23 protein-coding genes are annotated in these 23,290 nt (G+C 64.4%); 18 read left to right on the forward strand and 5 right to left on the reverse strand.

Annotation, left to right across the window (positions count from 1 at the left end):
• Positions 1–13: 13 nt before the first annotated feature.
• From MF134_RS03845 to MF134_RS03875, 7 genes are all read left to right on the forward strand, one after another.
• Positions 14–1,186, forward strand: coding sequence for an ABC transporter substrate-binding protein (locus tag MF134_RS03845; RefSeq protein WP_255338088.1), 1,173 nt, complete (start codon positions 14–16; stop codon positions 1,184–1,186).
• Positions 1,187–1,445: 259 nt separating this feature from the next.
• The gene (locus tag MF134_RS03850; RefSeq protein WP_255338089.1) at positions 1,446–2,372 is read left to right on the forward strand and encodes a branched-chain amino acid ABC transporter permease; all 927 of its coding nucleotides are present in this window, start codon (positions 1,446–1,448) and stop codon (positions 2,370–2,372) included.
• Positions 2,369–3,385: a branched-chain amino acid ABC transporter permease gene (locus tag MF134_RS03855; RefSeq protein ID WP_457589944.1), complete on the forward strand. Its 1,017-nt coding sequence runs from the start codon at positions 2,369–2,371 to the stop codon at positions 3,383–3,385. Before MF134_RS03850 ends, MF134_RS03855 begins: the two co-directional genes overlap by 4 nt.
• Positions 3,382–4,140, forward strand: a complete 759-nt coding sequence (locus tag MF134_RS03860) for an ABC transporter ATP-binding protein (RefSeq protein ID WP_255338090.1) — start codon at positions 3,382–3,384, stop codon at positions 4,138–4,140. Before MF134_RS03855 ends, MF134_RS03860 begins: the two co-directional genes overlap by 4 nt.
• Complete coding sequence (locus MF134_RS03865) at positions 4,140–4,844, forward strand: ABC transporter ATP-binding protein (protein WP_255338091.1); 705 nt, start codon at positions 4,140–4,142, stop codon at positions 4,842–4,844. Before MF134_RS03860 ends, MF134_RS03865 begins: the two co-directional genes overlap by 1 nt.
• A gap of 7 nt (positions 4,845–4,851) precedes the next feature.
• Positions 4,852–5,721, forward strand: coding sequence for an alpha/beta hydrolase (locus tag MF134_RS03870; RefSeq protein WP_255338515.1), 870 nt, complete (start codon positions 4,852–4,854; stop codon positions 5,719–5,721).
• Positions 5,722–5,788: 67 nt separating this feature from the next.
• The gene (locus MF134_RS03875) at positions 5,789–6,031 is read left to right on the forward strand and encodes an Lrp/AsnC family transcriptional regulator (protein WP_255338092.1); all 243 of its coding nucleotides are present in this window, start codon (positions 5,789–5,791) and stop codon (positions 6,029–6,031) included.
• A gap of 32 nt (positions 6,032–6,063) precedes the next feature.
• On the opposite strand, the gene MF134_RS03880 is transcribed toward MF134_RS03875, so the two are convergent.
• The 3 genes from MF134_RS03880 to MF134_RS03890 all read right to left on the reverse strand — a co-directional run bounded on the left by MF134_RS03880 (position 6,064) and on the right by MF134_RS03890 (position 10,130).
• On the reverse strand, positions 6,064–7,278 hold the full coding sequence (locus tag MF134_RS03880; RefSeq protein WP_255338093.1) for a GGDEF domain-containing protein: 1,215 nt from the start codon (positions 7,276–7,278) through the stop codon (positions 6,064–6,066).
• A 238-nt stretch (positions 7,279–7,516) separates the two neighbouring features.
• Complete coding sequence (locus MF134_RS03885; protein ID WP_255338094.1) at positions 7,517–8,326, reverse strand: outer membrane protein; 810 nt, start codon at positions 8,324–8,326, stop codon at positions 7,517–7,519.
• Between the two features lie 94 nt (positions 8,327–8,420).
• Positions 8,421–10,130, reverse strand: a complete 1,710-nt coding sequence (locus MF134_RS03890; RefSeq protein WP_255338095.1) for an AMP-binding protein — start codon at positions 10,128–10,130, stop codon at positions 8,421–8,423.
• Positions 10,131–10,471: 341 nt separating this feature from the next.
• Here MF134_RS03890 and MF134_RS03895 point away from each other — a divergent pair, with 341 nt between their 5' ends.
• The 9 genes from MF134_RS03895 to MF134_RS03935 all read left to right on the forward strand — a co-directional run bounded on the left by MF134_RS03895 (position 10,472) and on the right by MF134_RS03935 (position 20,186).
• Positions 10,472–11,800, forward strand: a complete 1,329-nt coding sequence (locus MF134_RS03895) for a YARHG domain-containing protein (RefSeq protein WP_255338096.1) — start codon at positions 10,472–10,474, stop codon at positions 11,798–11,800.
• Between the two features lie 93 nt (positions 11,801–11,893).
• Positions 11,894–12,739: a M15 family metallopeptidase gene (locus tag MF134_RS03900; RefSeq protein WP_255338097.1), complete on the forward strand. Its 846-nt coding sequence runs from the start codon at positions 11,894–11,896 to the stop codon at positions 12,737–12,739.
• A 407-nt stretch (positions 12,740–13,146) separates the two neighbouring features.
• Positions 13,147–13,599: a hypothetical protein gene (locus tag MF134_RS03905; RefSeq protein ID WP_255338098.1), complete on the forward strand. Its 453-nt coding sequence runs from the start codon at positions 13,147–13,149 to the stop codon at positions 13,597–13,599.
• 181 nt (positions 13,600–13,780) lie between these two features.
• On the forward strand, positions 13,781–14,581 hold the full coding sequence (locus MF134_RS03910) for a DeoR/GlpR family DNA-binding transcription regulator (RefSeq protein ID WP_255338099.1): 801 nt from the start codon (positions 13,781–13,783) through the stop codon (positions 14,579–14,581).
• A gap of 106 nt (positions 14,582–14,687) precedes the next feature.
• Positions 14,688–16,190, forward strand: a complete 1,503-nt coding sequence (glpD, locus tag MF134_RS03915; RefSeq protein ID WP_255338100.1) for a glycerol-3-phosphate dehydrogenase — start codon at positions 14,688–14,690, stop codon at positions 16,188–16,190.
• 44 nt (positions 16,191–16,234) lie between these two features.
• Positions 16,235–17,311: an ABC transporter ATP-binding protein gene (locus MF134_RS03920; RefSeq protein WP_255338101.1), complete on the forward strand. Its 1,077-nt coding sequence runs from the start codon at positions 16,235–16,237 to the stop codon at positions 17,309–17,311.
• Between the two features lie 12 nt (positions 17,312–17,323).
• Positions 17,324–18,400: an ABC transporter ATP-binding protein gene (locus tag MF134_RS03925; protein WP_255338102.1), complete on the forward strand. Its 1,077-nt coding sequence runs from the start codon at positions 17,324–17,326 to the stop codon at positions 18,398–18,400.
• A gap of 11 nt (positions 18,401–18,411) precedes the next feature.
• Complete coding sequence (locus tag MF134_RS03930; RefSeq protein ID WP_255338103.1) at positions 18,412–19,299, forward strand: carbohydrate ABC transporter permease; 888 nt, start codon at positions 18,412–18,414, stop codon at positions 19,297–19,299.
• Positions 19,296–20,186, forward strand: coding sequence for a carbohydrate ABC transporter permease (locus MF134_RS03935; protein ID WP_255338104.1), 891 nt, complete (start codon positions 19,296–19,298; stop codon positions 20,184–20,186). Before MF134_RS03930 ends, MF134_RS03935 begins: the two co-directional genes overlap by 4 nt.
• Before the next feature lie 200 nt (positions 20,187–20,386).
• Here the strand turns inward: MF134_RS03935 and MF134_RS03940 are convergent, their stop codons facing one another.
• Positions 20,387–20,743, reverse strand: a complete 357-nt coding sequence (locus tag MF134_RS03940) for a helix-turn-helix domain-containing protein (RefSeq protein ID WP_255338105.1) — start codon at positions 20,741–20,743, stop codon at positions 20,387–20,389.
• A 9-nt stretch (positions 20,744–20,752) separates the two neighbouring features.
• The gene (locus MF134_RS23965) at positions 20,753–20,992 is read right to left on the reverse strand and encodes a type II toxin-antitoxin system RelE family toxin (RefSeq protein WP_369695405.1); all 240 of its coding nucleotides are present in this window, start codon (positions 20,990–20,992) and stop codon (positions 20,753–20,755) included.
• Positions 20,993–21,060: 68 nt separating this feature from the next.
• Between MF134_RS23965 and MF134_RS03945 the strand changes: the two genes are divergently transcribed.
• Together MF134_RS03945 and MF134_RS03950 are read left to right on the forward strand one after the other, a co-directional pair.
• Entirely contained in the window at positions 21,061–21,345 is a 285-nt protein-coding gene (locus MF134_RS03945; protein ID WP_255338106.1) for a DUF2160 domain-containing protein, read from the forward strand.
• A gap of 94 nt (positions 21,346–21,439) precedes the next feature.
• Positions 21,440–23,263, forward strand: coding sequence for an ABC transporter substrate-binding protein (locus MF134_RS03950; protein ID WP_255338107.1), 1,824 nt, complete (start codon positions 21,440–21,442; stop codon positions 23,261–23,263).
• The last annotated feature ends 27 nt before the right edge of the window (positions 23,264–23,290 follow it).

Genomic DNA, 23,290 nt, shown 5'->3' on the forward strand with positions numbered 1-23,290 from the left:
GGGAGGTAACACCATGGCAATCATCCGCACGGCTGCGATCGGGTTTCTGGCGAGCGCCGCGCTCGTCGGCTCCGCCTTCGCCCAGGAGGAGGCGGACGACACACTGACCGTCGGCGTGATGGTCACCCTGAGTGGTCCAGCGGCGGTGCTGGGACAGCAGGCGCGCGACGGCTTCATGCTGGCGCTGGAGGATATGGGCGGCGAACTCGGCGGGGTGAAGACCGAGATCATCACCGTCGACGACGAGCTGAAGCCCGATGTCGCCGCCAACAAGGCGCGCGAACTGGTCGAGCGCGACGACGCCGACTTCGTGGTCGGCCCGATCTTTTCCAACATCATGCAGGCGATCGCCAAGCCCGTGACCGATGGCGGCGCTTTCCTGATCAGCCCGAACGCCGGCCCATCGAATCTCGCCGGCGCCGATTGCGACAAGAACCTTTTCGTCGTCTCCTATCAGAACGACCAGAACCATGAGGTTCTCGGCAAATACGCCCAGGATCAGGGCTATCAGCGCGTCTTCCTGATGGCGCCGAACTATCAGGCGGGCAAGGATTCGCTCGCCGGCTTCAAGCGCTCCTACAAGGGCGAGGTGGTAAACGAGATCTACACCTCCCTCGGCCAGCTCGACTTTTCCGCCGAACTCGCCCAGATCGCCGCCGCCCAGCCGGACGCCGTCTTCACCTTCATGCCCGGCGGCATGGGCGTGAACCTCGTCAAGCAATATCGCCAGGCCGGTCTCGACCAGATCCCGTTCCTGTCCGCCTTCACCGTCGACGAGACGACGCTGCCGGCCCAGCAGGACGCCGCGCTCGGCTTCTTCGGCGGCTCCAACTGGGCGCCCGACATGGACAATGAGGCGTCGAAAGCCTTCGTCGCCGCCTATGAGGAGAAATACGGCAGCGTGCCGGGCAGCTACGCCATGCATGGCTACGACGCCGCCAAGCTGATCGACGCGGCGGTCAGGAAGGCCGGCCTCGGCGACCAGGACGCCCTGCGAAAGGCGCTCGAAAGCGCCGACTTCCAGTCGCTCCGCGGCGACTTCGAATTCGGCCCGAACCACTATCCGGTGCAGGACTTCTATCTCGTCAAGGTCGCCAAGCGCGACGACGGCAAGTTCCAGACCGAGATCGAACAGACGATCTTCGAGGACTATGCCGACAATTACGTCGCCTCGTGCAAGATGTGAGGTCAAGGTCGGGATCAAGCCAGGGCCGAGAAGCGAGACGTGTCAGTAGCCCCTCATCCTGAGGTGCGATCGGCGCGCAGCGACGGGAGCCTCGAAGGGCGGGGGGCGCTGGGCTCGACCTCGCCGCATCGCCCTTCCAAAGGCGCATCCCTTGAAATGGCAGCGCCTGCCCACTCGCCCTTCGAGGCTCGCTTCGCTCACGCCTCAGGATGAGGGGGCTCCTCCTACGCTCCACGAGCATGAGAACGACGCAGAATCCATGTTCAACCTCTTCCTTCTCCAGGCCCTGAACGGCGTGCAGTTCGGCATTCTCCTGTTTCTCGTCGCGGCCGGGCTGACGCTGATCTTCGGCGTCATGGATCTGATCAATCTGGCCCATGGCGTGCTCTATATGGTGGGCGCCTATTTCGTCGCGGCATTCACCGCGGCGACGGGCGACTTCTTCGTCGGTCTCGCCATCGCCCTGCCGGCGGCGCTCGCCTTCGGCATCCTGCTCGAAGTCCTGATCTTCCGGCATCTCTATGATCGCGACCATCTCGACCAGGTGCTCGCCACCTTCGGGCTGATCCTGATCCTCAACGAGGCGGTGAAGATCATCTGGGGCGCAGCGCCCATGAGCGTGCCGGTGCCGGACGCGCTTTCGGGCTCGATCCCCCTGATCGGCTTCCTGCGATATCCGGTGTTTCGCGTGGCGATCATCGCCGCCGGCCTCTTCACCGCCGTCGGTCTCTGGCTCCTGGTCAACCACACCCGCATCGGCATGCTGCTGCGCGCCGGCGCCTCCAACGCGCCGATGGTCTCGGCGCTCGGCGTCGACATCCGCCGGCTGTTCATGGTGATCTTCGGCCTCGGCGCCATGCTGGCGGCCTTTGCCGGGGCGATGATCGCGCCGATCCTCTCGGTCGAGCCGGGCATGGGCGACCAGATCCTGATCCTCACCTTCGTTGTCATCGTCATCGGCGGCGTCGGCTCGGTGCGCGGCGCCTTCGTCGCGGCGATTCTCGTCGGGCTGGTCGACACGCTCGGCCGCACCTTCGGGCCGATCCTGCTCGGCCAGATCATGGACGCCTCCGCCGCCTCGCAGACCGGGCGGACCATCGCGCCCATGCTGATCTACATCCTGATGGCCGCCGTCCTGTTCTTCCGGCCGACCGGGCTGTTTCCCGCCAGGGGAGCAGCGGCTTGAGCGCATCCGAGGCAGCCGGCCGACCGGTCGACCAGGTTCAAACGCCAGCGAAGCGTGGCCGGCTTTTCGGGCCGGGCCGCAGGCTTGCCGCGATCGTCATCTTCGCGGCCCTCGCTTTGTTGCCGCTGGTGGCGAACCTCATCGGCGATCCGTTCCTGGTGGTCACAGCGACGCGGATCATGGTCTTCGCGCTTGCGGCCCTGTCGCTCGATCTCCTCATCGGCTTCGGCGCGATGGTCTCCTTCGGCCACGCCGCCTTTCTCGGCATCGGCGCCTATGCGGTGGCGATCCTCGCGAGCCACGGCGTCGAGGACATTCTCGTCCAGACCGTCGTGGCGGTCGCCGCGGCCAGTCTCTTCGCCTTCGTCACCGGCGCGATCTCGCTGAAGACCAAGGGTGTCTATTTCATCATGATCACGCTGGCCTTCGGGCAGATGGCCTATTTCTTCATGGTCTCGCTGTCAGCCTATGGCGGCGACGACGGGATCACGCTGGATCGCCGCTCGACACTCCTCGGCAGCCGGCTTCTTTCCGACGACATCGCCCTTTTCTACGCCCTGCTCGCTGTGCTCGTCCTCGCCTATCTCGGCCTTACCCGCCTGATCGGCTCGCGCTTCGGCCGGGTGATCCGCGGGACACGGGAAAACCCCGCGCGCATGCAGGCGATCGGCTTCGAGCCGTTCCGCTTCCAGTTGACGGCCTATGTCATCGCCGGGGCGATCGCGGCCGTGGCAGGGGTCTTCCTAGCCAATCAGGCGGAATTCGTCTCGCCCGCCTATATGAGCTGGCAGCGCTCGGGCGAGCTGATCGTCATGGTCGTGGTCGGCGGTATGGGCACGCTGATCGGTCCGGTGGCCGGCGCCATCGCTTTCCTGCTCCTCGAAGACTGGCTCGCCGCCTTCTCCGAGCACTGGAAGCTCGGCCTTGGCGTCCTTCTCATCCTGCTCGTACTCTTCGGGCGCGGTGGGCTCGCGGGGCTTGCCAGGCGTCTCACGGGCGGGGGACGTGCATGAACACCCCACTTCTCTCGATCCAGGATCTTCGAAAGTCCTTCGGTGCCCTCAAGGTCACGGACGGCGTCACGCTCGACGTTCCCGCGGGGGAGCTTCACGCGGTGATCGGCCCCAACGGCGCCGGCAAGACCACGCTGATCCACCAACTCTCGGGCAGTCTCGCCAGCGATTCCGGCACGATCCACTTCGACGGCGATGAAGTGAGCCGGCTCACCATGCCTGAGCGAGTCAGACGCGGCATGGCGCGCTCGTTCCAGATCACCTCGATCCTTTCAGGCTTCACGGTGCTCGAAAACGCGGCGATGGCGGTTCAGGCCCGCTCCGGATCGAGCTTCCGCTTCTTCGGCAGGGCGGGCGCGGAGCGGCGGTTGAACGACGAGGCGATGGCCGCGCTTGACCGCGTCGGCCTCGTCGACCGCGCCGAGCGCCGTGCGGGCAGCCTCTCCCATGGCGAAAAGCGCCAGCTCGAAATGGCCATCGCGCTCGCGACCGGGCCGAAGCTCCTGCTTCTCGACGAACCGCTCGCCGGCACCGGCCATGAAGAATCAGCCGCGCTCGTCGCGCTGATCGCGGCGCTGAAGGAGACCCATACGATCGTTCTGATTGAACACGACATGGAAGCCGTGTTCCAGCTCGCCGATCGGGTCAGCGTCCTCGTCTATGGCCGCGTCATCGCTACGGGCACGCCGGAGGCGGTGCGCAACGATCCCCAGGTACGCGCGGCCTATCTCGGCGACGAGACGGAGGCGGCCTGATGCTCAAGGTCGAAGCCCTGGAAAGCGCCTATGGCGACAGCCGCATCCTGTTCGGGATCGACCTCGCCGTCGCCGCGGGCGAGGCGGTGACGCTGATCGGCCGCAACGGCATGGGCAAGACCACCACCGTCAAGTCGATCTTCGGGCTTCTGAAACCCACGGCCGGGCGCGTGCTGGTCGACGGCGACGATCTCACCGGCCAGCCGCCCCACCGGATCGCCCAGCGCGGACTCGGCCTCGTGCCGGAAGGCCGGCAGATCTTTCCGACGCTCTCGGTGGAGGAGAACCTCGTCGCGACACGGCGCTCCCGCGAGGGCGCGAAGGCAGCGCAATGGACCCTCGACGAGGTCTACCGCCTGTTTCCCCGGCTGAAGGAGCGGCGGCGGAACATGGGCAACCAGATTTCGGGCGGCGAGCAGCAGATGCTGGCGATCGGCCGCGCGCTGATGACCAATCCGCGCCTCGTCGTGCTGGACGAGGCGACCGAGGGACTTGCGCCCCTGATCCGCGAGGAGATCTGGACCTGTCTCGCGGCGATCAAGCAGGCCGGCGCCGCCATCCTCGTCATCGATAAGAATGTCGAGGCACTCTCGCGCTTCGCCGACCGCCACGTTGTGATCGAGAAAGGCCGCGTCGCCTGGGAGGGCACGACGGCGGACCTCATCGCGACGCCGGAGATCAAGGATCGATTCCTGCATGTCTGACAGCACCATGCCGGAGCCGGATGCAGCCTTCGAGCCGGTCTGGACCGGCGGCGCTCCCATCGCGGATATCGACGCAGCCTACGACAATGGCGCGGCCATTCCCGATGCAGCGAGCTACACACCGCGCTGGGCGGCGCTCGCCCGCGCCTTCCGCGACCGCATGATGGCTGCCGGCCGCGCCGAGTTGCACCTGCCCTACGGCGAAGGAAGTCGTCAGTATTACGACCTCTTCCATCCCGGAGGGACGCCAAAGGGCCTCGTCGTCTTCGTCCATGGCGGCTACTGGAAGGCGCAGGAGATCGGCAACTGGTCGCATCTTGCCGCTGGCAGCCTGGCCCATGACTTTGCGGTGGCGCTGCCGGAATACACGCTCTGTCCCGATACGAGCGTGCCGGACATCACCCGCGAGATCGGCGTCTTTCTCGATCATGTCGCGGCTCGGGTGACCGGCCCCATCCACCTCGCCGGTCATTCCGCCGGCGGTCACCTGGTGACCCGGATGCTCTGCGAAGACGCGCCGATCGCGGCGACGACCGCCGAGCGCACTGCCCGCACCGTGACGATCAGCGGCGTTCACGATCTGAGGCCCTTGGTGCGGACCAAAATGAACGAGACCCTGCGGCTCACGCCCGATGAGGCGACGGCCGAAAGCCCGGCGCTCCTGATGCCGCGCCCGGGCGTCGACCTCGTCTGCCTCGCCGGCGGGGCGGAGCTCGCCGAGTTTCGCCGGCAGAACGCCCTCCTCGCCAATGTCTGGCACGGCCTTCGGGCGAAGACGACGGCGCTCGAACAGCCGGACCGGCACCATTTCGACATCTGCGACGAGTTGGCGGACCCTGACAGCCGGCTCGTCGCCATCTTGACGGGGCTCGGATGAGACCCGAAACCAGACACGACGAAGCGCGGCGCATCGATTGTCGCTATCAAGACGGCAGGAGCAAGTGATGAAGACGATCTTCGTGCAGTTCAAATGCCGGCCGGGCATGGCCTACAAGGTCGCCGACGATCTGGTCCTCGACGTCGAGGAGATCTCGGAGGTCTACTCTACCTCGGGCCACTACGATCTGATCGCCAAGTTCTATCTGCAGGACGATCAGGACATCGGCCATTTCGTCACCGAAAAGCTGCAGGTTCTGGAGGGCGTGTCGGATACCTTCACGCTGGTGGCGTTCAAGGCGTTCGGCTGACACGGGCTCCAGGCCCCGCCTTCCATCGAAACTCAGGCCGTCAATTTCACAGGCATGCTGGGGGCTTGGCTTGCGCCTCTCGTGGCGGCCCCCCGCCGTTCTACCGGCGGCCAGACGCGGTTGCGGCCAGCCTGCTTGGCGGCGTAGAGCGCGCTGTCGGCCCCGGCGATGAGCGCGTCGCAGGCTTCCGGGGGCACACAGGCCGCCATCAGGCCCACACTCGCGGTGACCAAGCCCGCATCTTCCGCGCCCTCGTGTGGAATCGCCATTTCCACGATCCCTGTGCGAATGCGTTCCGCAACCCGATAAGCCTGCGAAAAGTCGGCGCCGTCCAGAAAGACCAGAAATTCCTCGCCGCCATAGCGCACCGCCAGATCGTCTTTGCCGGGTAGACTGGACCGGATGACCGCCGCGACGCGCTTGAGAGACAGATCGCCCACCAGATGGCCGTAATAGTCGTTGAACGGCTTGAAATGGTCGACGTCGATCATCAGGATCGCGAGCGGGCGTGCGCCGCTCCCGGCCCGATTGGCCAGTTCCTTCTCCAGACGCCGGCGGTTGAACAGACCGGTCAGGACATCCTTCTCGGCTTCGCGTTCGGCCAGTTCCAGCCGCGCCTGATCCTGGAGGCGGCGGAGGAAGCCGAGACGGGCATCCCATTGCATCTGCCGATTCGCCGAGAGGGAAAGATAGGCCGCGATCGCGATCATCATGGCGCCCACCTGGAGCACGGGCGCTGAGGCACCAACGCCAAGAAGCGTCCCGAGATAGATCGTGACGATCACCATGCTGGCGACGAGCGCGTGCCGATATTCGAGGCGGTAGAGAAGGTTCGTGTAGACCAGCACCATCACTGCCAGATACTGATAATGACTGGCTTCGCTATTGCCGGCGCTCAACGCGTAGATCGTCATGATCTGCGCCACCATCGCCACCGGCGGCAGGATCGCTGCGGTGTCCCTTACCACCGGGCCACGGCTCTTGAAGAACACCCATATGCTGGCAAGGAACAGCGGCGTGACGACAAGAAGATGGATCTGTACGCTCAGCCAGAACAGTTCCGGCACGATAAGATAATCGACCAGCAGGAAAGCGTTATAGCAGATCAGTGTCGGGATGATCAGAGCCCGAGCCAGGTGCTTGCGATAGTTCAGACGGTGGGCGTGATAGGCGGCCTCGATCTCGGCCGGGAAGCGGGATCTGTAAACCCGGTCGGCGAGAAGCTGATCGATCTGCGAAAGTTCCATCTAACGGTCGTGCGTCCGGGACAACTGACGAAACGCTAGACCATAGGTCCTGAAAATTGGGTTGAGTAAATTGCTCCGCTTTCGATCAAAATCCGGCACCCGGACACCGACGGCCAGGTGAAGGCAATTTCGCTCGTCTCTTGCAGCGGCGATCAACCCTTCTGGGCAGACGGAGGCGGCAGGTCCGAAAGCAGCAGCGCCGGCACCGCAGTCGGGCCGGCGCGCGAGCCGTCGCATCCTACCAGAGCGAGTAGCGAATGCCCGCCTGGATCGTGTGGCGCTTGAACCCGTCATCCTCACCATCCACCGTCAAGCTGGCGCCGGAGGTGTCGACGACGGTGACATTGCTTCTCGTCCCACCGTCGACGTCGGTGTAGCGGTAGCCGACATCGAGCTTGAGGTTCTTGGACACGTCGTAGGAAAGACCCGCCATCAAAGAATAGGCGAACCGCCAGCTGTCGGAATTGCCGAGATCGACGTCGAAATTGTCGCTGCAGTCCGAACCGGCCAATATGCAGTTATTGTCGTAGGAGACCTGCACCGCCCCGGCGCCGGCACCGACATAGGGGGTGAACCCCGCATAGGTGCCGAGATCGACATAGGCGTTGCCCATCACCTCCCAGGCGGTGACGTCGCCGCCGATCGTGGTGTTGGCGGCAGCGAAGTTGGCGTCGCTTACATCCGCAGTCCAGTATCCGACCGTGGCGTCGGCGCGGAGAAATTCGTTGAACTTGTAGCCCGCGCCGATGCTGAATGTCGGAGCCGCGTCGATTTCCAGCCCATCATAGGAGCCGCGGAACAGATCGGTAATGGCGGTGCCATCGTCGAACTGAAGAGTGAAGTCCGACGGCGCATCGCTCTTGAAGCTGTAGCCGACATCGCCGCGCAGATACCAGCCCGTGCCGATCTCGACGGGAACCACTTCCGGAACATCCTGATAGACGGGCGCGTCGTAGATCGGCGGAAGAATATCGGCCGCGGAGGCGGCACCGCTCCAGCCCATTGCCGCCATCGCCGTTCCGGCCATGATCCAAGTCGTCAGTCGCATCGAACCGTTCCCTCGCCACTTCGGGACAAAACCGCCGGCGCGGTTCGATCCGCGCCTTCGATCCGGACTTTGGCAGGGAAGGGTTAACGCGGAATTAACCGTGTTCGTTAACCTTGTCTCTCAACGGTTTTTTCACTCTTGCGCGCTCCACGACCGCGGCCTGGTCGCCCAGGGGGCCGGCTGCGGCTTCGGCCGCGGCCTTTTCGCGGAACATGCGGCGAACGATCTTGCCGCTCGTCGTGAGCGGCATTTCGGCGACGAAGGCAAGTTCGCGGGGGTATTCGTGTGCGGAAAGCCGTTCGCGGACGAAGTGCTGGATCTCGAAGGCCAGTCCCGCATCCGCCCCGTCCGGGTCATGCAGGACCACATAGGCCTTGACGATCTCGGTCCGCAGCGGGTCGGGCTTGCCGACCACCGCCGCAAGCTTCACCGCCGGGTGGGACAGAAGGCAGTTTTCCACGTCGCCCGGCCCGATCCGGTAGCCGGCCGAGGTGATGATATCGTCGTCGCGGCCGATGAAGGCGACATAGCCCGCCTCGTCCATCGTGGCCTGATCGCCGGTGAGCAGCCATTCGCCGGCAAACTTCGCGGCCGTGGCTTCCGGGTCCTGCCAATAGTTCAGGAACATCACCGGGTCGGGCGCCCGCACCGCGATCGTCCCGGCGACGCCGGGCGGAACCGGCCGCCCTTCCTCGTCGACGAGCGCCACCAGATGGCCCGGAACCGGCTTGCCGATCGCCCCGCCCTTCGAGACGCCGAAGGCGGCCGAGGAGCCGAGCACCATGTTGCATTCGGTCTGGCCGTAGAACTCGTTGACCGTCAGGCCGAGACGGTCGCGAGCCCAGTCGTAGGTCGCCGCGGGCAGGCTCTCACCCGCCGAGCCGATGGTGCGCAGATCGAGGTCCTCGAAGGCGGCGCGATCCTCGACACCAGCCAGCATTCTCAGCGCCGTCGCCGGCAGAAAGGCGTTGCGAACCTTCTGGCGCGCCATCAGCGCGAAGGCCTCTTCCGCCCGGAACCGGGCGGCGGTGAAGACAACGGGCACGCCGAAATAGAGCGAGGGCAGCAAGGCGTTCAGGAGTCCGCCGGCCCAGGCCCAGTCGGACGGCGTCCACAGCCGGTCGCCCTCTTTGGGAAATCCCTCATGGTGAAACTGCATGCCCGGCAGATGGCCCATCAGCACTCGATGGCCATGGAGCGCGCCCTTGGGCGGCCCGGTGGTGCCCGAGGTAAAGATGATCATCGCCGGGTCGTCCGGCCCGGTCGCCGTCTCTTCGTCAGGACCCTCATCGCCGGCGAGCATCGCCTCGAAGTCACGATAGCCGGAGCCCGAACTCATGTCGCCATCGACGACCACGACAGTCTCCAGCGCAGGAAGCGGAGCGTCGATCGCCTCCAGCGTCGCAAGGGCGGCTGCATGGATCACCACCATCCGCGCGCCCGAGGCCGCCAGCCGGTAGCCGAGCGCCTCCGGCCCGAAACGCTGGGCGAGCGGCACGGCGATCGCGCCCCTGCGATAGACGCCGAGATGGGCGATCGCGGCGGCAAAACTCTGCGGCAGGACGATCGCCACCCGATCGCCGCGGCCCACGCCGGTCTTCGCCATCGCCCCGGCAAAGCGACGCGAGGCTCCGGCGAGTTCGCCATAGGTCATCGTTCGGGCGGCCGCCGGCCCACGATCCTCGATCAGGCAGACGCGATCGCGCGCGCGCGCCGCCCAGACGTCGGCGCAGGCACGGGCAATGTTGAAGCGCGGCGGCAGCTGCCAGCGGAAATTGGCGTAAAGTGACTCGTAGGCTTTCATGGCTCGCGCCTTTTCGTGCGTCGCGCCCTTCATAGCGACCCGACTTCGCACATGCAGCATCATTTCGCATCGCAGCGAGCCGATTGGAAGGTGTGAGGCGTTGCGACGCCGTGCATGGCCGGCCGCCATGTCCGTTTTCACGTCATTGCGATGCACCGGAACGAGGCGATTGCGGCCCCGCGAGGGACTGTCTGCAGCAGAATCACCCTTGTTCGCGGCCTGCTCCCGACCCTCTCACGCATCGACAAGGCGGCGAAGTTGATGTTTTATCCCCGACGATGACAAGGGGCGGTCACAGACGAATGAACGGAGGCAGCTTCCGAACATGGATGTATCGACCGATGCTTGAAATCATCGTGCACTTGCGACGTCTCGCCTCTCTCTTCCGTTTCGTCATGCTCTTCGCGATCAGTGCCCTCGTTGCCGGTGGCATGATGCTGCGGCCGGCAGCGGCGGCGGAGCGTCTGGAACGGTGGGAACTCGAGGTCCTGATCAATCTCCAGGGCCTCCAGACGGACCGGCAATGTGTTCCCAATGGCGACGCGCAGTCGATCCATATTCTCGGCGTTTCCGCCGACGACACGCTGCTCGACGAGGTGGCGCGCACCGCGATCCTTACCGATCTCAGCCAGTTGATCGCGGTCCGGACCAATGCCCGCACCACCAAGGCCGACAATTTCCAGTCGATCGCCACGAGCTATTCGGGAGTCCAGGATCAGAACACCCGCGAGCTCGGGCGGCTGATCGAAGCCGCCTCCAATGCCGACATCACGGTTCTGGTGCGTCCCTATCGCGACCGCGGCGCGAGTGTCGATGCCGAAATCCGCCTGTGGGCCCGCGGCGCCGGCACCGCCAATTCAGGACTCAACTGCGTTCAGTCCTTCAATGTCGAGATCCCGACGAAAGAGATCGATCCGGCCTGCGCCCCAGCCTTCGCCAAAGCGAAGCAGGACGGCGATCCGGCACGGCTGGAAGCGTTTCGTGACTTCTTCCCGCAATGCCCGGAGGCAGCGGAGGCCGACCGGCTGGTGACCGAACTCAAGGCGGAAGAGGCGCAAAGGGCCGAGCGCGAGCGCTGCGAGCGCAACTTCGCCCGCGCCCGCGCCGAGGGCACGGTCTCGGCCTATTCGATCTTTCTCGATGAGAACATCGACTGCCCGGGCCGCGACGTGGTGATGGCGCTGAGAGATCAGGCGCGCAAATCCGAAGAGTGCGAGACCGCCTATCGCGATGCCCGCCGCCTCGACACGATTGACGGCTACGAGAAGTTCCTGCTCGACAATCGCGCCTGCCCCCAGGCCGATACCGCCTCGGCCTTCCTCACCATGAAGCGGCAGGAAGAACAGCGCGCGCAGGAGCCCGACCCGGCACCCTCCCAGCAGGCCGCGCGCAGTCAGCAGCCCCAGTATCAGCCGCCCGCCGGCAATCAGTCCTCATACAATACGGCGAGCTATCGGGGCTATCCGATCCCCGCCGATCTCGCCCGTTCCCAGTGTGGACAGCTCTGGTACATGCGCAATCTGATCTATCACCTGAACGGCTACTGCTTCAAAACCGCCAAGGCGCAGCGCTATTTCTCCAATGCGAGTTGCTATGGCGGCACGCCGAGCGGCAGCGATGCGCGGGAGGTAAGTCGCATTCAGGCGCTGGAACGGCAGAATGGCTGCTGATCGCGCCCTGCGCTCCCGCCCTGGCGGCGAGCGCATTGCTCAGGGACGAAAAAGATGGCCGCGTGCCTAGGGACTTGCGCACAAGGCTGCAGCGTGAAGGCGGCTCGCCGCAGCTTCCCATTCTGCTGGGGTCGCCTGCCTGCCGTCCTTGCCCTGACCGTGATCTGTGCCCTTGCCGCCATGGGCCCGGCAATTGCGGCCTCAATTCCACTATTTGATCGGCTGGAAGCGCTCCAGACCGCCTATCCCGAGCAGATCGCCGCGATCGAGCTCGACGCGCTGGTCATGCGCGACGGAACCCGGATTCCGATCGATGACGGTGAGGCGAAGGAGCATCAGACAAAGCTCGCCCGGGCGGATATCGAGGACATGCTGTCGCAGATCTATCCGATCGGGCGCTGCGATCAGGGAGCACCGCCGCCTCGAGACTCTGATCCGGGGCGCATCCGGAACGACGCCTTCTTCCGCGCCGTCTACGGTTCGTCCCGCGAGATCGCGGAGAGCCGCCTCGTTCCGGTCGACTGGTTCGGAACACGGCTGCGCTTTACCGAAACCGGCGGCGCTGATCAGGCCCTCGCCGCCGTCGCGCGCGATCTCGCCGCACTCGGCCGCTCCTTTCGGAAGTACCTGACGCCCTCTGCCGGGACCTTCAACTGGCGGATGATCGCCGGTACGGATCGTCTCAGCGCCCACAGTTTCGGCGCGGCCATCGACATCAACACATCCGTTGCAGACTACTGGCGCTGGGCGGGCGGCAAGCCCGGCAACGTTCCCGCCTACCGCAACCGCGTTCCTCGCGAGATCGTCGAAATCTTCGAACGCCACGGCTTCATCTGGGGCGGCAAGTGGTATCACTACGACACCATGCATTTCGAATACCGGCCTGAACTGATCGCCATCGGTCGCATGGCCGAAGCGCAAGGCTGTCCGCCGGATTGACGAGCGGATGTCGGGCCTCCTAGGCGGGGTCTTCCGGCGCTGACGGCAGATTCGGTAACGCCTGTAGAACTGAGGACGAGCACTAGCCTCGCCCTCGGGGCGGCTGCGAACTTACCGAGACGGCACGAGCGCGGGCGGGCCAGGATTTTCCGGGGGCGCGCACAGGAGCGTGCGCCAATTTTGACGTGACGAAATCTACGCGACAGATCGTCGCACTTGATTCAACACCCTGACATTAAAGAAAAATCTCTTACCACACGCCTTCCTCACGGGAATGGCATTGACCGGGACCGCGCGCTTTTCAGCATTTTCATGTAGACGGGCGCCAATCGAGCTTTTCTTTACTTTTCGAGCAAATGCCCACCGCCTCCCGGCGGGCTCGCTCCTGTGATCAATCCGAGGTCGTCATGCTGTCCGCCGCAAGCGAACGGGCTCCTTGCCTTGACCGTTCCTTCCCGCAGGTCCCGGAGATCGCCGTGCTCTGCGCCTGCCGCAACCGCACGGATCTTCACCGCTACGAGAATTATGCCGGGATTCTGGGATGGAAGATCGAAGCCACAACCGAAATCGCCAAGGTCCGGCAATTGGCCGAGACGATAAGGTTCGACGCGGTTGTCGTGGCCGGACTGGTTGAAGACCAAGCCGGTTGCGACGTCATTGCCGACATCCGTTCCGGATCCGGACCGAACAGGGATGCTCCCGTCATGCTGGTTCTCGACCATCTGAGCGAACGGGAAACCAGCTGGGGCAGCGATGTCCGGGTTGACTGGATGGAGTTCGAGGACGTCCTGCTGTCGACGTTCCGCATCAAGCTTCTGAAACTGGCCGAAAGCGCGGCGCGGTTGGCGGAGAAGCGATAGCCCGTTCCCGATTGCGCGGCCGTATTCCTCCTGGCGGCCGTAGCGGCGACGGTGGCGTGGGGCGCGCCATCGGCGCCTCAGGCGGCGGCGATCCGATTGCGGGTCGCCGCCGCCTTTCGTTTGTTGCGCTTCGCTTTCGTTTTGCCCATGATCGTCTGGGGCCACGGGGGAGGAGAGCGCGATGCTCAGCAATCGCCAGATGCAGATCATGGAAACGGCGAAACGATCCGGCCGCGTTCTCGTCGATGATTTGGCTGCGCGGTTCGAGGTCTCGCTCCAGACCATTCGCAAGGATCTCAACGAACTGTGCGAGGCGCGAATGCTGGCCCGCGTCCATGGCGGGGCGATCCTTTCTTCCGGGGTGGAGAATGTCGGCTACGATGCAAGGCGCATGATCGCAGCCGATGAAAAGAGCGCGATCGGCCGGGCCGTGGCCGACCTGATCCCCAACCGAGCCTCCCTCTTCATCAACATCGGCACGACCACCGAGGCGGTGGCGCATCAGCTCCTCAGGCACTCGGGCCTGATGGTGATCACCAACAACATCAATGTCGCGACCGCCATGCGCCCCTATCCGGAGGTGGAAGTGGTGATCGCCGGCGGCGTCGTGCGGCGCTCCGACGGCGGCATCGTCGGCGAAGCGGCCGTGGACTTCATCCGTCAGTTCAAGGTGGACTACGCCGTGATCGGGGCATCGGCCATCGACGCCGACGGCTCGCTCCTCGACTTCGATTATCGCGAGGTGCGCGTCGCCCAAGCGATCATCGGCAATGCCCGCAACGTGATCCTGGCCGCCGATTCCTCGAAATTCGATCGCTCCGCTCCGGTGCGCATCGGCCATCTGGACCAGGTCCAGACCTTCGTCACCGACCGCGCACCCTCCTCGATCGCCTCGATCTGCCGAGAGGCGAAGGTCAAGCTCGTCGAGACGGGAGACGGCGACGCTGATCATGCCGATCCCGCGGATGGCGCCGCAGCCTGACATTGCCTAGCCAGCGCATTTTCGTTTGACGTTCGCTTTGGTTTCGTAATATCCTCATCGACATTCGCAAACGCAACCGAAATGCTGCACTGCGAAGTGGGAGGCCATGAGGACTTACGACATCTTCGTCATCGGCGGAGGCATCAACGGCTGCGGCATTGCGCGCGACGCCGCCGGCCGCGGCTATCAGGTCGGCCTCGCCGAGATGAACGACCTCGCCTCCGGCACGTCGTCATGGTCGACCAAGCTCGTCCATGGCGGCCTGCGTTATCTGGAACATTACGAATTCCGGCTGGTGCGCCACGCGCTGATGGAGCGCGAGGTGCTCTGGTCGATCGCGCCCCACATCATTCGCCCCCTGCGCTTCATCCTGCCGCATCACGACGGCCTGCGGCCGAAATGGCTCCTGCGCATCGGGCTTTTTCTCTACGACCATATCGGTGGCCGCAAGAAGCTCAAGGCAACCAGCAGCGTCGATCTGACGGGGCCGCTCGGCGAGCCCCTGAAGCCGGAATTCACGTCAGGCTTCGAATATTCCGACGCACGCGTCGATGACGCCCGGCTGGTGGTGCTGAACGCCCGCTCGGCCGAGGAGCGCGGCGCCGACATCATGGTCCGCACCGAACTGGTTGGCGCCGAACAGAAGGACGGGCTCTGGAGTCTGACGCTGCGCGACCGCGCCTCCGGCACGAACCGGACCGTCCGCGCCCGCTTCCTCGTCAATACCGGCGGCCCCTGGGTCGACCGGGTCCTGCAGAACGCCCTCGGCCGCAATGCAGCCCATCACATCCGCCTCGTCCAGGGCTCGCACATCGTCACCCGCAAGCTCTACGAGCACGATCGCGCCTACATCTTCCAGAATTCCGACGGCCGGATCATCTTTGCCATTCCTTATGAGGAGGATTTCACCCTCGTCGGAACCACCGACCAGGACTACGAGGGGGACCCCGGCGAGGTCGAGATCTCGGAGAGCGAGATCGACTATCTGCTTGCGGCGGCCAGCGAGTATTTCCGCAATCCGGTGAAGCGCGAGGACGTGGTCTGGACCTTCTCCGGCGTGCGCCCGCTTTTCGACGATGGCGCCTCGAAGGCCCAGGAAGCGACCCGCGACTATGTTCTGCGGCTCGATGGCACGCCGAACGGGCCGGAACTTCTGAACTGCTTCGGCGGCAAGATCACCACCTACCGGGTGCTCGCCGAAGACGCGATGAAGCAGATCGAATCCGCCCTCAGCGCGAAGGGCGCAGCCTGGACCGACAAGGCGCCGCTGCCCGGCGGCGACTTTCCGGTCGAAGGCGTGAACGCCATCGAGGAGACGCTCGGCCGCCGGCTACCCGCCCTCGACGAGCGGACCCTGCGCCGGCTGGCCCGCTCCTACGGAACCGAGGCGGCCGACTTCATGAAGCCCGGCGAACTCGGCCGCGATTTCGGCCACGGCCTCTACCAGGCGGAAGTGGATTTCCTGATCGAACGCGAATGGGCGCGCACCGCCGAGGACATTCTCTGGCGGCGCTCGAAGCTCGGCCTGCGCTTCGCCGAAAGCGAAGTCGCTGAGCTTTCGAAATACACAGAGGCGGCAAACAGCGAGCGTCGGGCCGCCGCCGAATAGGCGCGGCTCCAAGAAACGGTCGGCGAAGCGCCTGGGAGGACGGATTGCTCGAACTGAAGAATGTCAGCCGAAAGGTCGGCGGCGAGGACCACATCATCGACGTCTCGCTGACGCTCAAGCGCTCGTCCCTGAACGTGCTGCTCGGCCCGACGCTGTCCGGCAAGACCAGCCTGATGCGGCTGATGGCAGGCCTCGACGCGCCCACCTCGGGCCAGGTGATCATGGACGGCAAGGACGTGACCGGCGTGCCGGTGCGCCAGCGCAATGTCGCCATGGTCTACCAGCAGTTCATCAATTACCCGACGCTGACGGTCTACGAGAACATCGCCTCGCCGATGCGCCTTGCCGGCAAGTCGAAATCCGAGATCGACGAGGCCGTGAAGCGCGCGGCCGATCTCCTGCAGATGACGCCCTATCTCGACCGCACGCCGCTGAACCTGTCCGGCGGCCAGCAGCAGAGGACGGCGCTCGCCCGCGCACTGGTCAAGAACGCCGATCTGGTGCTTCTCGACGAGCCGCTCGCCAATCTCGACTACAAGCTTCGCGAGGAGTTGCGCGAGGAATTGCCGAAGATCTTCGCCGAAACTGGTGCGATCTTCGTCTATGCGACGACCGAACCCCATGAGGCGCTGCTTCTCGGCGGCTCGACGGCGACCCTGTCCAAGGGCCGCGTCACCCAGTTTGGCGACACGACCAGTGTCTACCGCCGGCCCGCTGACCTGCTCACCGCCCGCACCTTCTCCGATCCGCCGCTGAACGTGCTCGATGTGGAAAAGCGTGGCGAGCGCTTCACCGGCGCCGGCAATGTCGATTTCGCCGCGGGTCCTGCCCTCGCCGGCCTTTCCGACGGGCGCTACCGGATCGGCGTCCGTCCGCACCGCCTGGAATTGGGCAGGGAGCATCCCGCGGGCTTCGACGCCACGATCTCGCTCAGCGAGGTCACCGGCTCGGAAACCTACATCCACGCCAAGCTCGGCGAAACGGCGATCGTCGCCCTAGTCCATGGCGTGCGCCGCGTGGAGGAAGGCGACGAGGTGCACCTGTCCTTCGACCCGGCCGACGTGCTGGTCTTCGATGCCGATGGCGGGGCCGTCCACGCCGCCCCGGCGATGGCGGCTTGAGGAGACGCTGAAATGGCCCGCATCCGCCTCGACCACATCCGCCACGCCTATACACCCGAACTGGCGAAGGCGAACAATTACGCCCTGCGCGAGGTCGACACCGCCTTCGAGGATGGCGGCGCCTATGCGCTGCTCGGCCCGTCCGGCTGCGGCAAGACCACGCTGCTCAACATCATTTCCGGGCTTCTCACCCCGTCGGAAGGCCATGTGCGCTTCGACGACAAGGACGTGACGATGCTGTCGCCGGAGGCGCGCAACATCGCCCAGGTGTTCCAGTTCCCGGTGATCTACGACACCATGACGGTGCGCGAGAACCTTGCCTTCCCCTTGAAAAACCGCAAGGTGCCGGCCGCCGAGATCAAGACCCGCGTCGCCGACATGCTGCGCCGGATCGGCCTCGAAGCGAAAGCCGACCGCAAAGCGCGCGGCCTGACGGCGGACGAGAAGCAGAAGATCTCGCTCGGCCGCGGCCTCGTGCGTTCCGACGTCAACGCGATCCTGTTCGACGAACCGCTGACCGTCATCGACCCGCACATGAAATGGCAGCTGCGCTCGGAGCTGAAGCAGCTTCACCGCGAATTCCAGATGACCATGGTCTACGTCACCCACGACCAGACCGAGGCGCTGACCTTCGCCGACAAGGTGGTGGTGATGTATGCGGGCGAAGTCGTTCAGATCGGCACGCCCGAGGAACTCTTCGAGCGCCCGCAGCACACATTCGTCGGCTATTTCATCGGCTCGCCCGGCATGAATGTCCTGCCCTGCAAGCTGGAAGGCGACGATGCGATCGTCTCCGGCAACCGGGTCACCATCCCGACCGGCCACTCCGGCTATCATTCCAGCCAGAAGATCGAACTCGGCATCCGGCCGGAATTCGTTTCGCTGGTCCCCCGAGGCCAAGGCATTCCGATCCAGGTCGAAAAGGTCGAGGACATCGGCTCGGAGAAGATCGTGCGCGCCCGCATGGGTGAGCATCGCCTCTCCGCGATCGTCGCCGAGGACAAGGAGATCCCGGCCGAGGCCGACGCCGCCTTCGCGGCCGACCGGCTCAATCTCTACGCCGATTCCTGGCTGGTCGAGCGAGGCTGAGGAGGAGCGAGATGGAAAAGACCTGGAACAACAAGGCCTGGCTCTTCGTCCTGCCGGTTCTCGTACTCGTCGCGTTTTCGGCGGTTATCCCGCTAATGACGGTGGTGAACTATTCGGTTCAGGACTCTTTCGGCAACAACCAGTTCTTCTGGTACGGCGCCGACTGGTTTCGCGAAGTGCTCACCTCCGAGCGCTTCCACGATTCCCTCATTCGCAATCTGATCTTCTCCGGCACCATTCTGGCGATCGAAGTGCCGCTCGGCATCCTTGTGGCGCTCGCCATGCCCAAGAAGGGCATCTGGGTGCCGGTCTGCCTCGTCCTGATGGCGCTGCCTCTACTGATCCCGTGGAACGTCGTCGGCACCATCTGGCAGGTCTTCGCGCGCACCGACATCGGCCTTCTCGGCTACACGGTCGATGCGCTGGGCATCAATTACAACTACGTGCAAAACCCCATCGATGCCTGGGTGACGGTCATTGTCATGGATGTCTGGCACTGGACGAGTCTCGTTGTGCTCCTGTGCTATGCGGGGCTCGTGTCGATTCCGGACGCCTACTATCAGGCCGCCAAGATCGACGGCGCCTCGCGCTGGGCCGTCTTCCGCTACATCCAACTGCCGAAGATGGGCCGCGTGCTTCTGATCGCCGTCCTCCTGCGCTTCATGGACAGTTTCATGATCTACACCGAGCCCTTCGTCGTGACCGGCGGCGGCCCGGGCAACTCCACCACGTTCCTGTCGATCGACCTCGTGAAACTCGCCATCGGCCAGTTCAACCTCGGCGAAGCGGCGGCCATGTCGATCATCTACTTCCTGATCATCCTGGTCCTGTCCTGGATCTTCTACACGGTGATGACCAATGTCGGCACGGACAAGCCGGTGAAGGGAGAGGGCGAATGAGCGATCAGGCGACCACCGCAAGCAGCGTCCCGGCCGCGGCCCATTCGGAAGGCGCGATCAAGGCACGCGCACGGGCCAGTTCCGGCGGCTTTCGCTGGAAGGCGCTGATCCCGGCGCTCTACATCCTCTTCCTGCTCCTGCCGATCTACTGGCTCGTCAATATGAGCTTCAAGACCAACCAGGAGATCCTCGGCCAACTGACGCTTTGGCCGACCAACCCGACGCTTCGCAATTACGAGGTGATCTTCACAGATCCGTCCTGGTATTCGGGCTACATCAATTCGATCATCTATGTCGTCTTGAACATGGTGATCTCGGTCGCCGTCGCCCTGCCGGCCGCCTATGCCTTCTCGCGCTACAAGTTCCTGGGCGACAAGCACCTGTTCTTCTGGCTGTTGACCAATCGCATGGCGCCGCCGGCGGTGTTCGCGCTGCCCTTCTTCCAGCTTTATTCCGCCTTCGGCCTGATCGACACGCATATCGCCGTCGCCCTTGCACACTGCCTGTTCAATGTGCCGTTGGCGGTCTGGATTCTCGAAGGCTTCATGTCGGGCGTGCCGAAGGAGATCGACGAGACCGCCTATATCGACGGCTATTCCTTCCCACGCTTCTTCTTCAAGATCTTCATGCCGCTGATCGCATCCGGCATCGGCGTCGCCGCCTTCTTCTGCTTCATGTTCTCCTGGGTCGAGCTCCTGATCGCCCGAACCCTGACGGTGACGGACGCCAAGCCCATCTCGGCGATCATGACGCGAACCGTGTCGGCCTCGGGGCTCGACTGGGGCGTGCTGGCCGCGGCAGGCGCGCTGACGATCATCCCCGGCGCGATCGTGATCTGGTTCGTGCGGAACTACATCGCCAAGGGCTTTGCGTTGGGGCGGGTGTGATGACGGAGTTGCTTGCTCAAGCGCTGCAGGACACCGCGCCCCACTCCAAAGCGCCGTCATCCTCGGGCTTGTCCCGAGGATCTACTGCCGCCAGAGCACAAAAACGTCGGGCCATTCGCCACCGCATCGAAACGTCCAGGACGGTAGATCCTCGGGACAAGCCCGAGGATGACGTCGTGCGCATAATGAACGGCGGGAAGTTAGTCGATGATGTCCTCGATCCCAAGGTTCAGCGCCGCCGCCAGTGCCTTCAGCGTCGACAGGCGCGGGTCGATCTTTCGGCTCTCGATATCCGACACGCTCGCCGCCCGCACGCCGGCCTTCGCCGCAAGCTCAGCCTGCGTCAGGCCGACCGACTTTCGCCAAGCGGCCAGCGGGTGAAGTTCGCCATTCAGGGAGGTCAGGACAAGCTCGGACGGCATGGCAGGCGCGCCTTGGGAGTTCATCCTTGCCTCCTCGGCGAGCGCAATATCGCCGATGTCTTCGATCAGCGCGTCATATTCGGCGCGGGTCATGACGATCATCGCCTCACCCTTCAGATTGACCGCTTCATTCATGACCAGACCTCACTTCCGATAGACTTCGCGTCTGTGGGCAACACGAACGACGTAAATCCCGTCGATTCGTTCGAAAACCGCACGCCAATCTCCATGTCTAAGGCGATAGAACGGAGCGCCGGACAATTTGACCACATCGCCGAGCCCAGTTTCCGCATAGCGCCCAAGCTTTTCGACGATCGCCACTCGGTCGCTCGGCGGCATCTTGCGCAACCCTTTGCGAGCTTCATGCGACCACTGAACCTTCATACGCTTGCCCGCTGTTTTGGTTCGCTTTCATACGCCAAAGCGGACGACGCTTCAATGGGAGCCTGCCCATGATCGACCTTTCCTGGATGGCCTGGACCTGGCCGACGGCGATATTCTTCATCGTCATCTTCTCGCTGATCGCGCTGATGGGCGTGTGGGAATATGTCTCGCCGGGCGGGCATCCACGCGTCGGCATCCTGCGCTTTGAGACGACGCGGGGGGATCGGCTGTTCGTCTCGCTGCTCGGCTCGGCCTTCATCTGTCTCGGCTGGCTGTGGGCCACCGATCTTTCGCTCTGGTACGCGCTGATCGTCTGCGCGGTGTTTTTCGTCCTCGTCTTCAGCCTCGTGTAACGACGCGAAGACGGGGAGGAACGCGGCCCGCACCGCCGCCGGTCGGCGCGGGCATCATCGAAATCGACCGGTTTCTGCAATGGGAGGAGTTCACATGAAACAGAGTTTGTGGGTTACGAGCGCCGCGCTCGCCATCGCGCTTGCGACGGGCCCGGCCTTCGCCGACATGGAGGCCGCCAAGAAGTTCCTCGACGAGGAAATCGGCGACATGTCCTCGCTGTCCCGCGCCGAGCAGGAAGAGGAGATGCAGTGGTTCATCGACGCCGCCCAGCCCTTCCAGGGCATGGACATCAAGGTCGTCTCGGAAACCATCACCACCCATGAATACGAGTCCAAGGTGCTGGCGCCGGCCTTCACCGCCATCACCGGCATCAACGTCACGCACGACCTGATCGGCGAGGGCGACGTCGTCGAGAAGCTGCAGACCCAGATGCAGTCCGGCGAGAACATCTACGACGCCTATGTCAACGATTCCGACCTGATCGGCACCCACTGGCGCTACCAGCAGGCCCGCTCGCTGACCGACTGGATGGAGAACGAGGGAGCGGACGTCACCAATCCGGGCCTCGACATCGACGACTTCATCGGCAAGTCCTTCACCACGGCGCCGGACGGCCAGATGTACCAGCTGCCCGACCAGCAGTTCGCGAACCTCTACTGGTTCCGCTACGACTGGTTCAACGACGAGAAGAACAAGGCCGATTTTCAGGAGAAATACGGCTACGAGCTCGGCGTTCCGGTCAACTGGTCGGCCTATGAGGACATCGCCGAGTTCTTCACCGGCCGCGACATGTCCCATATGGGCGTCGAGGGCCAAGTCTATGGTCACATGGATTATGGCAAGAAGGACCCTTCGCTCGGCTGGCGCTTCACCGATGCGTGGCTCTCCATGGCCGGCAATGGCGACAAGGGTATTCCGAACGGTGTGCCGGTGGACGAATGGGGCATCCGCGTCAACGAGCAGTCCCAGCCGACCGGCTCCTGCGTCGCGCGCGGCGGCGACACCAACGGCCCAGCGGCCGTCTACTCCATCGCCAAATATCTCGACTGGCTGAAGGCCTACGCCCCGCCGGAAGCGCAAGGCATGACCTTCTCCGAATCCGGCCCGGTCCCGGCGCAGGGCCAGATCGCCCAGCAGATCTTCTGGTACACCGCCTTTACCGCCGACATGGTGAAGGACGGGCTGCCGGTGGTCGACGAGAACGGAGATCCGAAATGGCGCATGGCGCCGTCTCCCCATGGTGTCTACTGGGTCGACGGCATGAAGCTCGGCTATCAGGATGCCGGTTCCTGGACCCTGATGAAGTCGACCCCGGTCGATCGCGCCAAGGCGGCCTGGCTCTACGCCCAGTTCGTCACCTCCAAGACCGTCGACGTGAAGAAGAGCCACGAAGGCCTGACCTTCATCCGCGAATCCACCATCCGCGATGACTCGTTTACCGAGCGGGCACCGAAGCTTGGCGGTCTCGTCGAGTTCTACCGCTCGCCGGCGCGCGTGCAGTGGACCCCGACCGGCACCAACGTGCCGGACTATCCGAAGCTCGCGCAGCTCTGGTGGCAGGCGATCGGCGATGCGGCCTCCGGCGCCAAGACCCCGCAGGAAGCCATGGACACGCTCTGCGCCGATCAGGAGCAGGTGCTGAACCGTCTCGAGCGGGCCGGCATACAAGGCGACATCGGCCCGAAGCTCAACGAAGAGCACGACATGGAGTACTGGGTCGAGCAGGCCAAGGCGAACGGCACCATCGCGCCGCAGCCGAAGAAGGAGAACGAGAAGGAAGAGCCCCAGACCGTCTCCTATGACGAACTGGTGAAGAGCTGGCAGGACGAGCAGGCTGCAATGCCGGAAGACGGCGGTCAGACCCCGGCGACGGCAACGCCCGCGTCTGCGGAAGGCTCGATGGAAACATCGAACTGAGCGGCAGCGCTCTTTGGACAAAGCTTG

The organism is Jiella marina, from assembly GCF_024359545.1.
GTDB lineage: Bacteria > Pseudomonadota > Alphaproteobacteria > Rhizobiales > Rhizobiaceae > Jiella.

What these genes read in the sequence shown, in the direction of transcription:
- MF134_RS23965 (WP_369695405.1), bottom strand. Translation starts at nt 20,992, where the DNA reads ATGAAGGTTCAGTGGTCGCATGAAGCTCGCAAAGGGTTGCGCAAGATG.
- MF134_RS03895 (WP_255338096.1), top strand. Translation starts at nt 10,472, where the DNA reads ATGCTTGAAATCATCGTGCACTTGCGACGTCTCGCCTCTCTCTTCCGT.
- MF134_RS03910 (WP_255338099.1), top strand. Translation starts at nt 13,781, where the DNA reads ATGCTCAGCAATCGCCAGATGCAGATCATGGAAACGGCGAAACGATCC.
- MF134_RS03865 (WP_255338091.1), top strand. Translation starts at nt 4,140, where the DNA reads ATGCTCAAGGTCGAAGCCCTGGAAAGCGCCTATGGCGACAGCCGCATC.
- MF134_RS03885 (WP_255338094.1), bottom strand. Translation starts at nt 8,326, where the DNA reads ATGCGACTGACGACTTGGATCATGGCCGGAACGGCGATGGCGGCAATG.
- MF134_RS03860 (WP_255338090.1), top strand. Translation starts at nt 3,382, where the DNA reads ATGAACACCCCACTTCTCTCGATCCAGGATCTTCGAAAGTCCTTCGGT.
- MF134_RS03935 (WP_255338104.1), top strand. Translation starts at nt 19,296, where the DNA reads ATGAGCGATCAGGCGACCACCGCAAGCAGCGTCCCGGCCGCGGCCCAT.
- glpD (WP_255338100.1), top strand. Translation starts at nt 14,688, where the DNA reads ATGAGGACTTACGACATCTTCGTCATCGGCGGAGGCATCAACGGCTGC.
- MF134_RS03880 (WP_255338093.1), bottom strand. Translation starts at nt 7,278, where the DNA reads ATGGAACTTTCGCAGATCGATCAGCTTCTCGCCGACCGGGTTTACAGA.
- MF134_RS03890 (WP_255338095.1), bottom strand. Translation starts at nt 10,130, where the DNA reads ATGAAAGCCTACGAGTCACTTTACGCCAATTTCCGCTGGCAGCTGCCG.
- MF134_RS03870 (WP_255338515.1), top strand. Translation starts at nt 4,852, where the DNA reads ATGCCGGAGCCGGATGCAGCCTTCGAGCCGGTCTGGACCGGCGGCGCT.
- MF134_RS03925 (WP_255338102.1), top strand. Translation starts at nt 17,324, where the DNA reads ATGGCCCGCATCCGCCTCGACCACATCCGCCACGCCTATACACCCGAA.
- MF134_RS03930 (WP_255338103.1), top strand. Translation starts at nt 18,412, where the DNA reads ATGGAAAAGACCTGGAACAACAAGGCCTGGCTCTTCGTCCTGCCGGTT.
- MF134_RS03945 (WP_255338106.1), top strand. Translation starts at nt 21,061, where the DNA reads ATGATCGACCTTTCCTGGATGGCCTGGACCTGGCCGACGGCGATATTC.
- MF134_RS03940 (WP_255338105.1), bottom strand. Translation starts at nt 20,743, where the DNA reads ATGAATGAAGCGGTCAATCTGAAGGGTGAGGCGATGATCGTCATGACC.
- MF134_RS03875 (WP_255338092.1), top strand. Translation starts at nt 5,789, where the DNA reads ATGAAGACGATCTTCGTGCAGTTCAAATGCCGGCCGGGCATGGCCTAC.
- MF134_RS03845 (WP_255338088.1), top strand. Translation starts at nt 14, where the DNA reads ATGGCAATCATCCGCACGGCTGCGATCGGGTTTCTGGCGAGCGCCGCG.
- MF134_RS03905 (WP_255338098.1), top strand. Translation starts at nt 13,147, where the DNA reads ATGCTGTCCGCCGCAAGCGAACGGGCTCCTTGCCTTGACCGTTCCTTC.
- MF134_RS03850 (WP_255338089.1), top strand. Translation starts at nt 1,446, where the DNA reads ATGTTCAACCTCTTCCTTCTCCAGGCCCTGAACGGCGTGCAGTTCGGC.
- MF134_RS03950 (WP_255338107.1), top strand. Translation starts at nt 21,440, where the DNA reads ATGAAACAGAGTTTGTGGGTTACGAGCGCCGCGCTCGCCATCGCGCTT.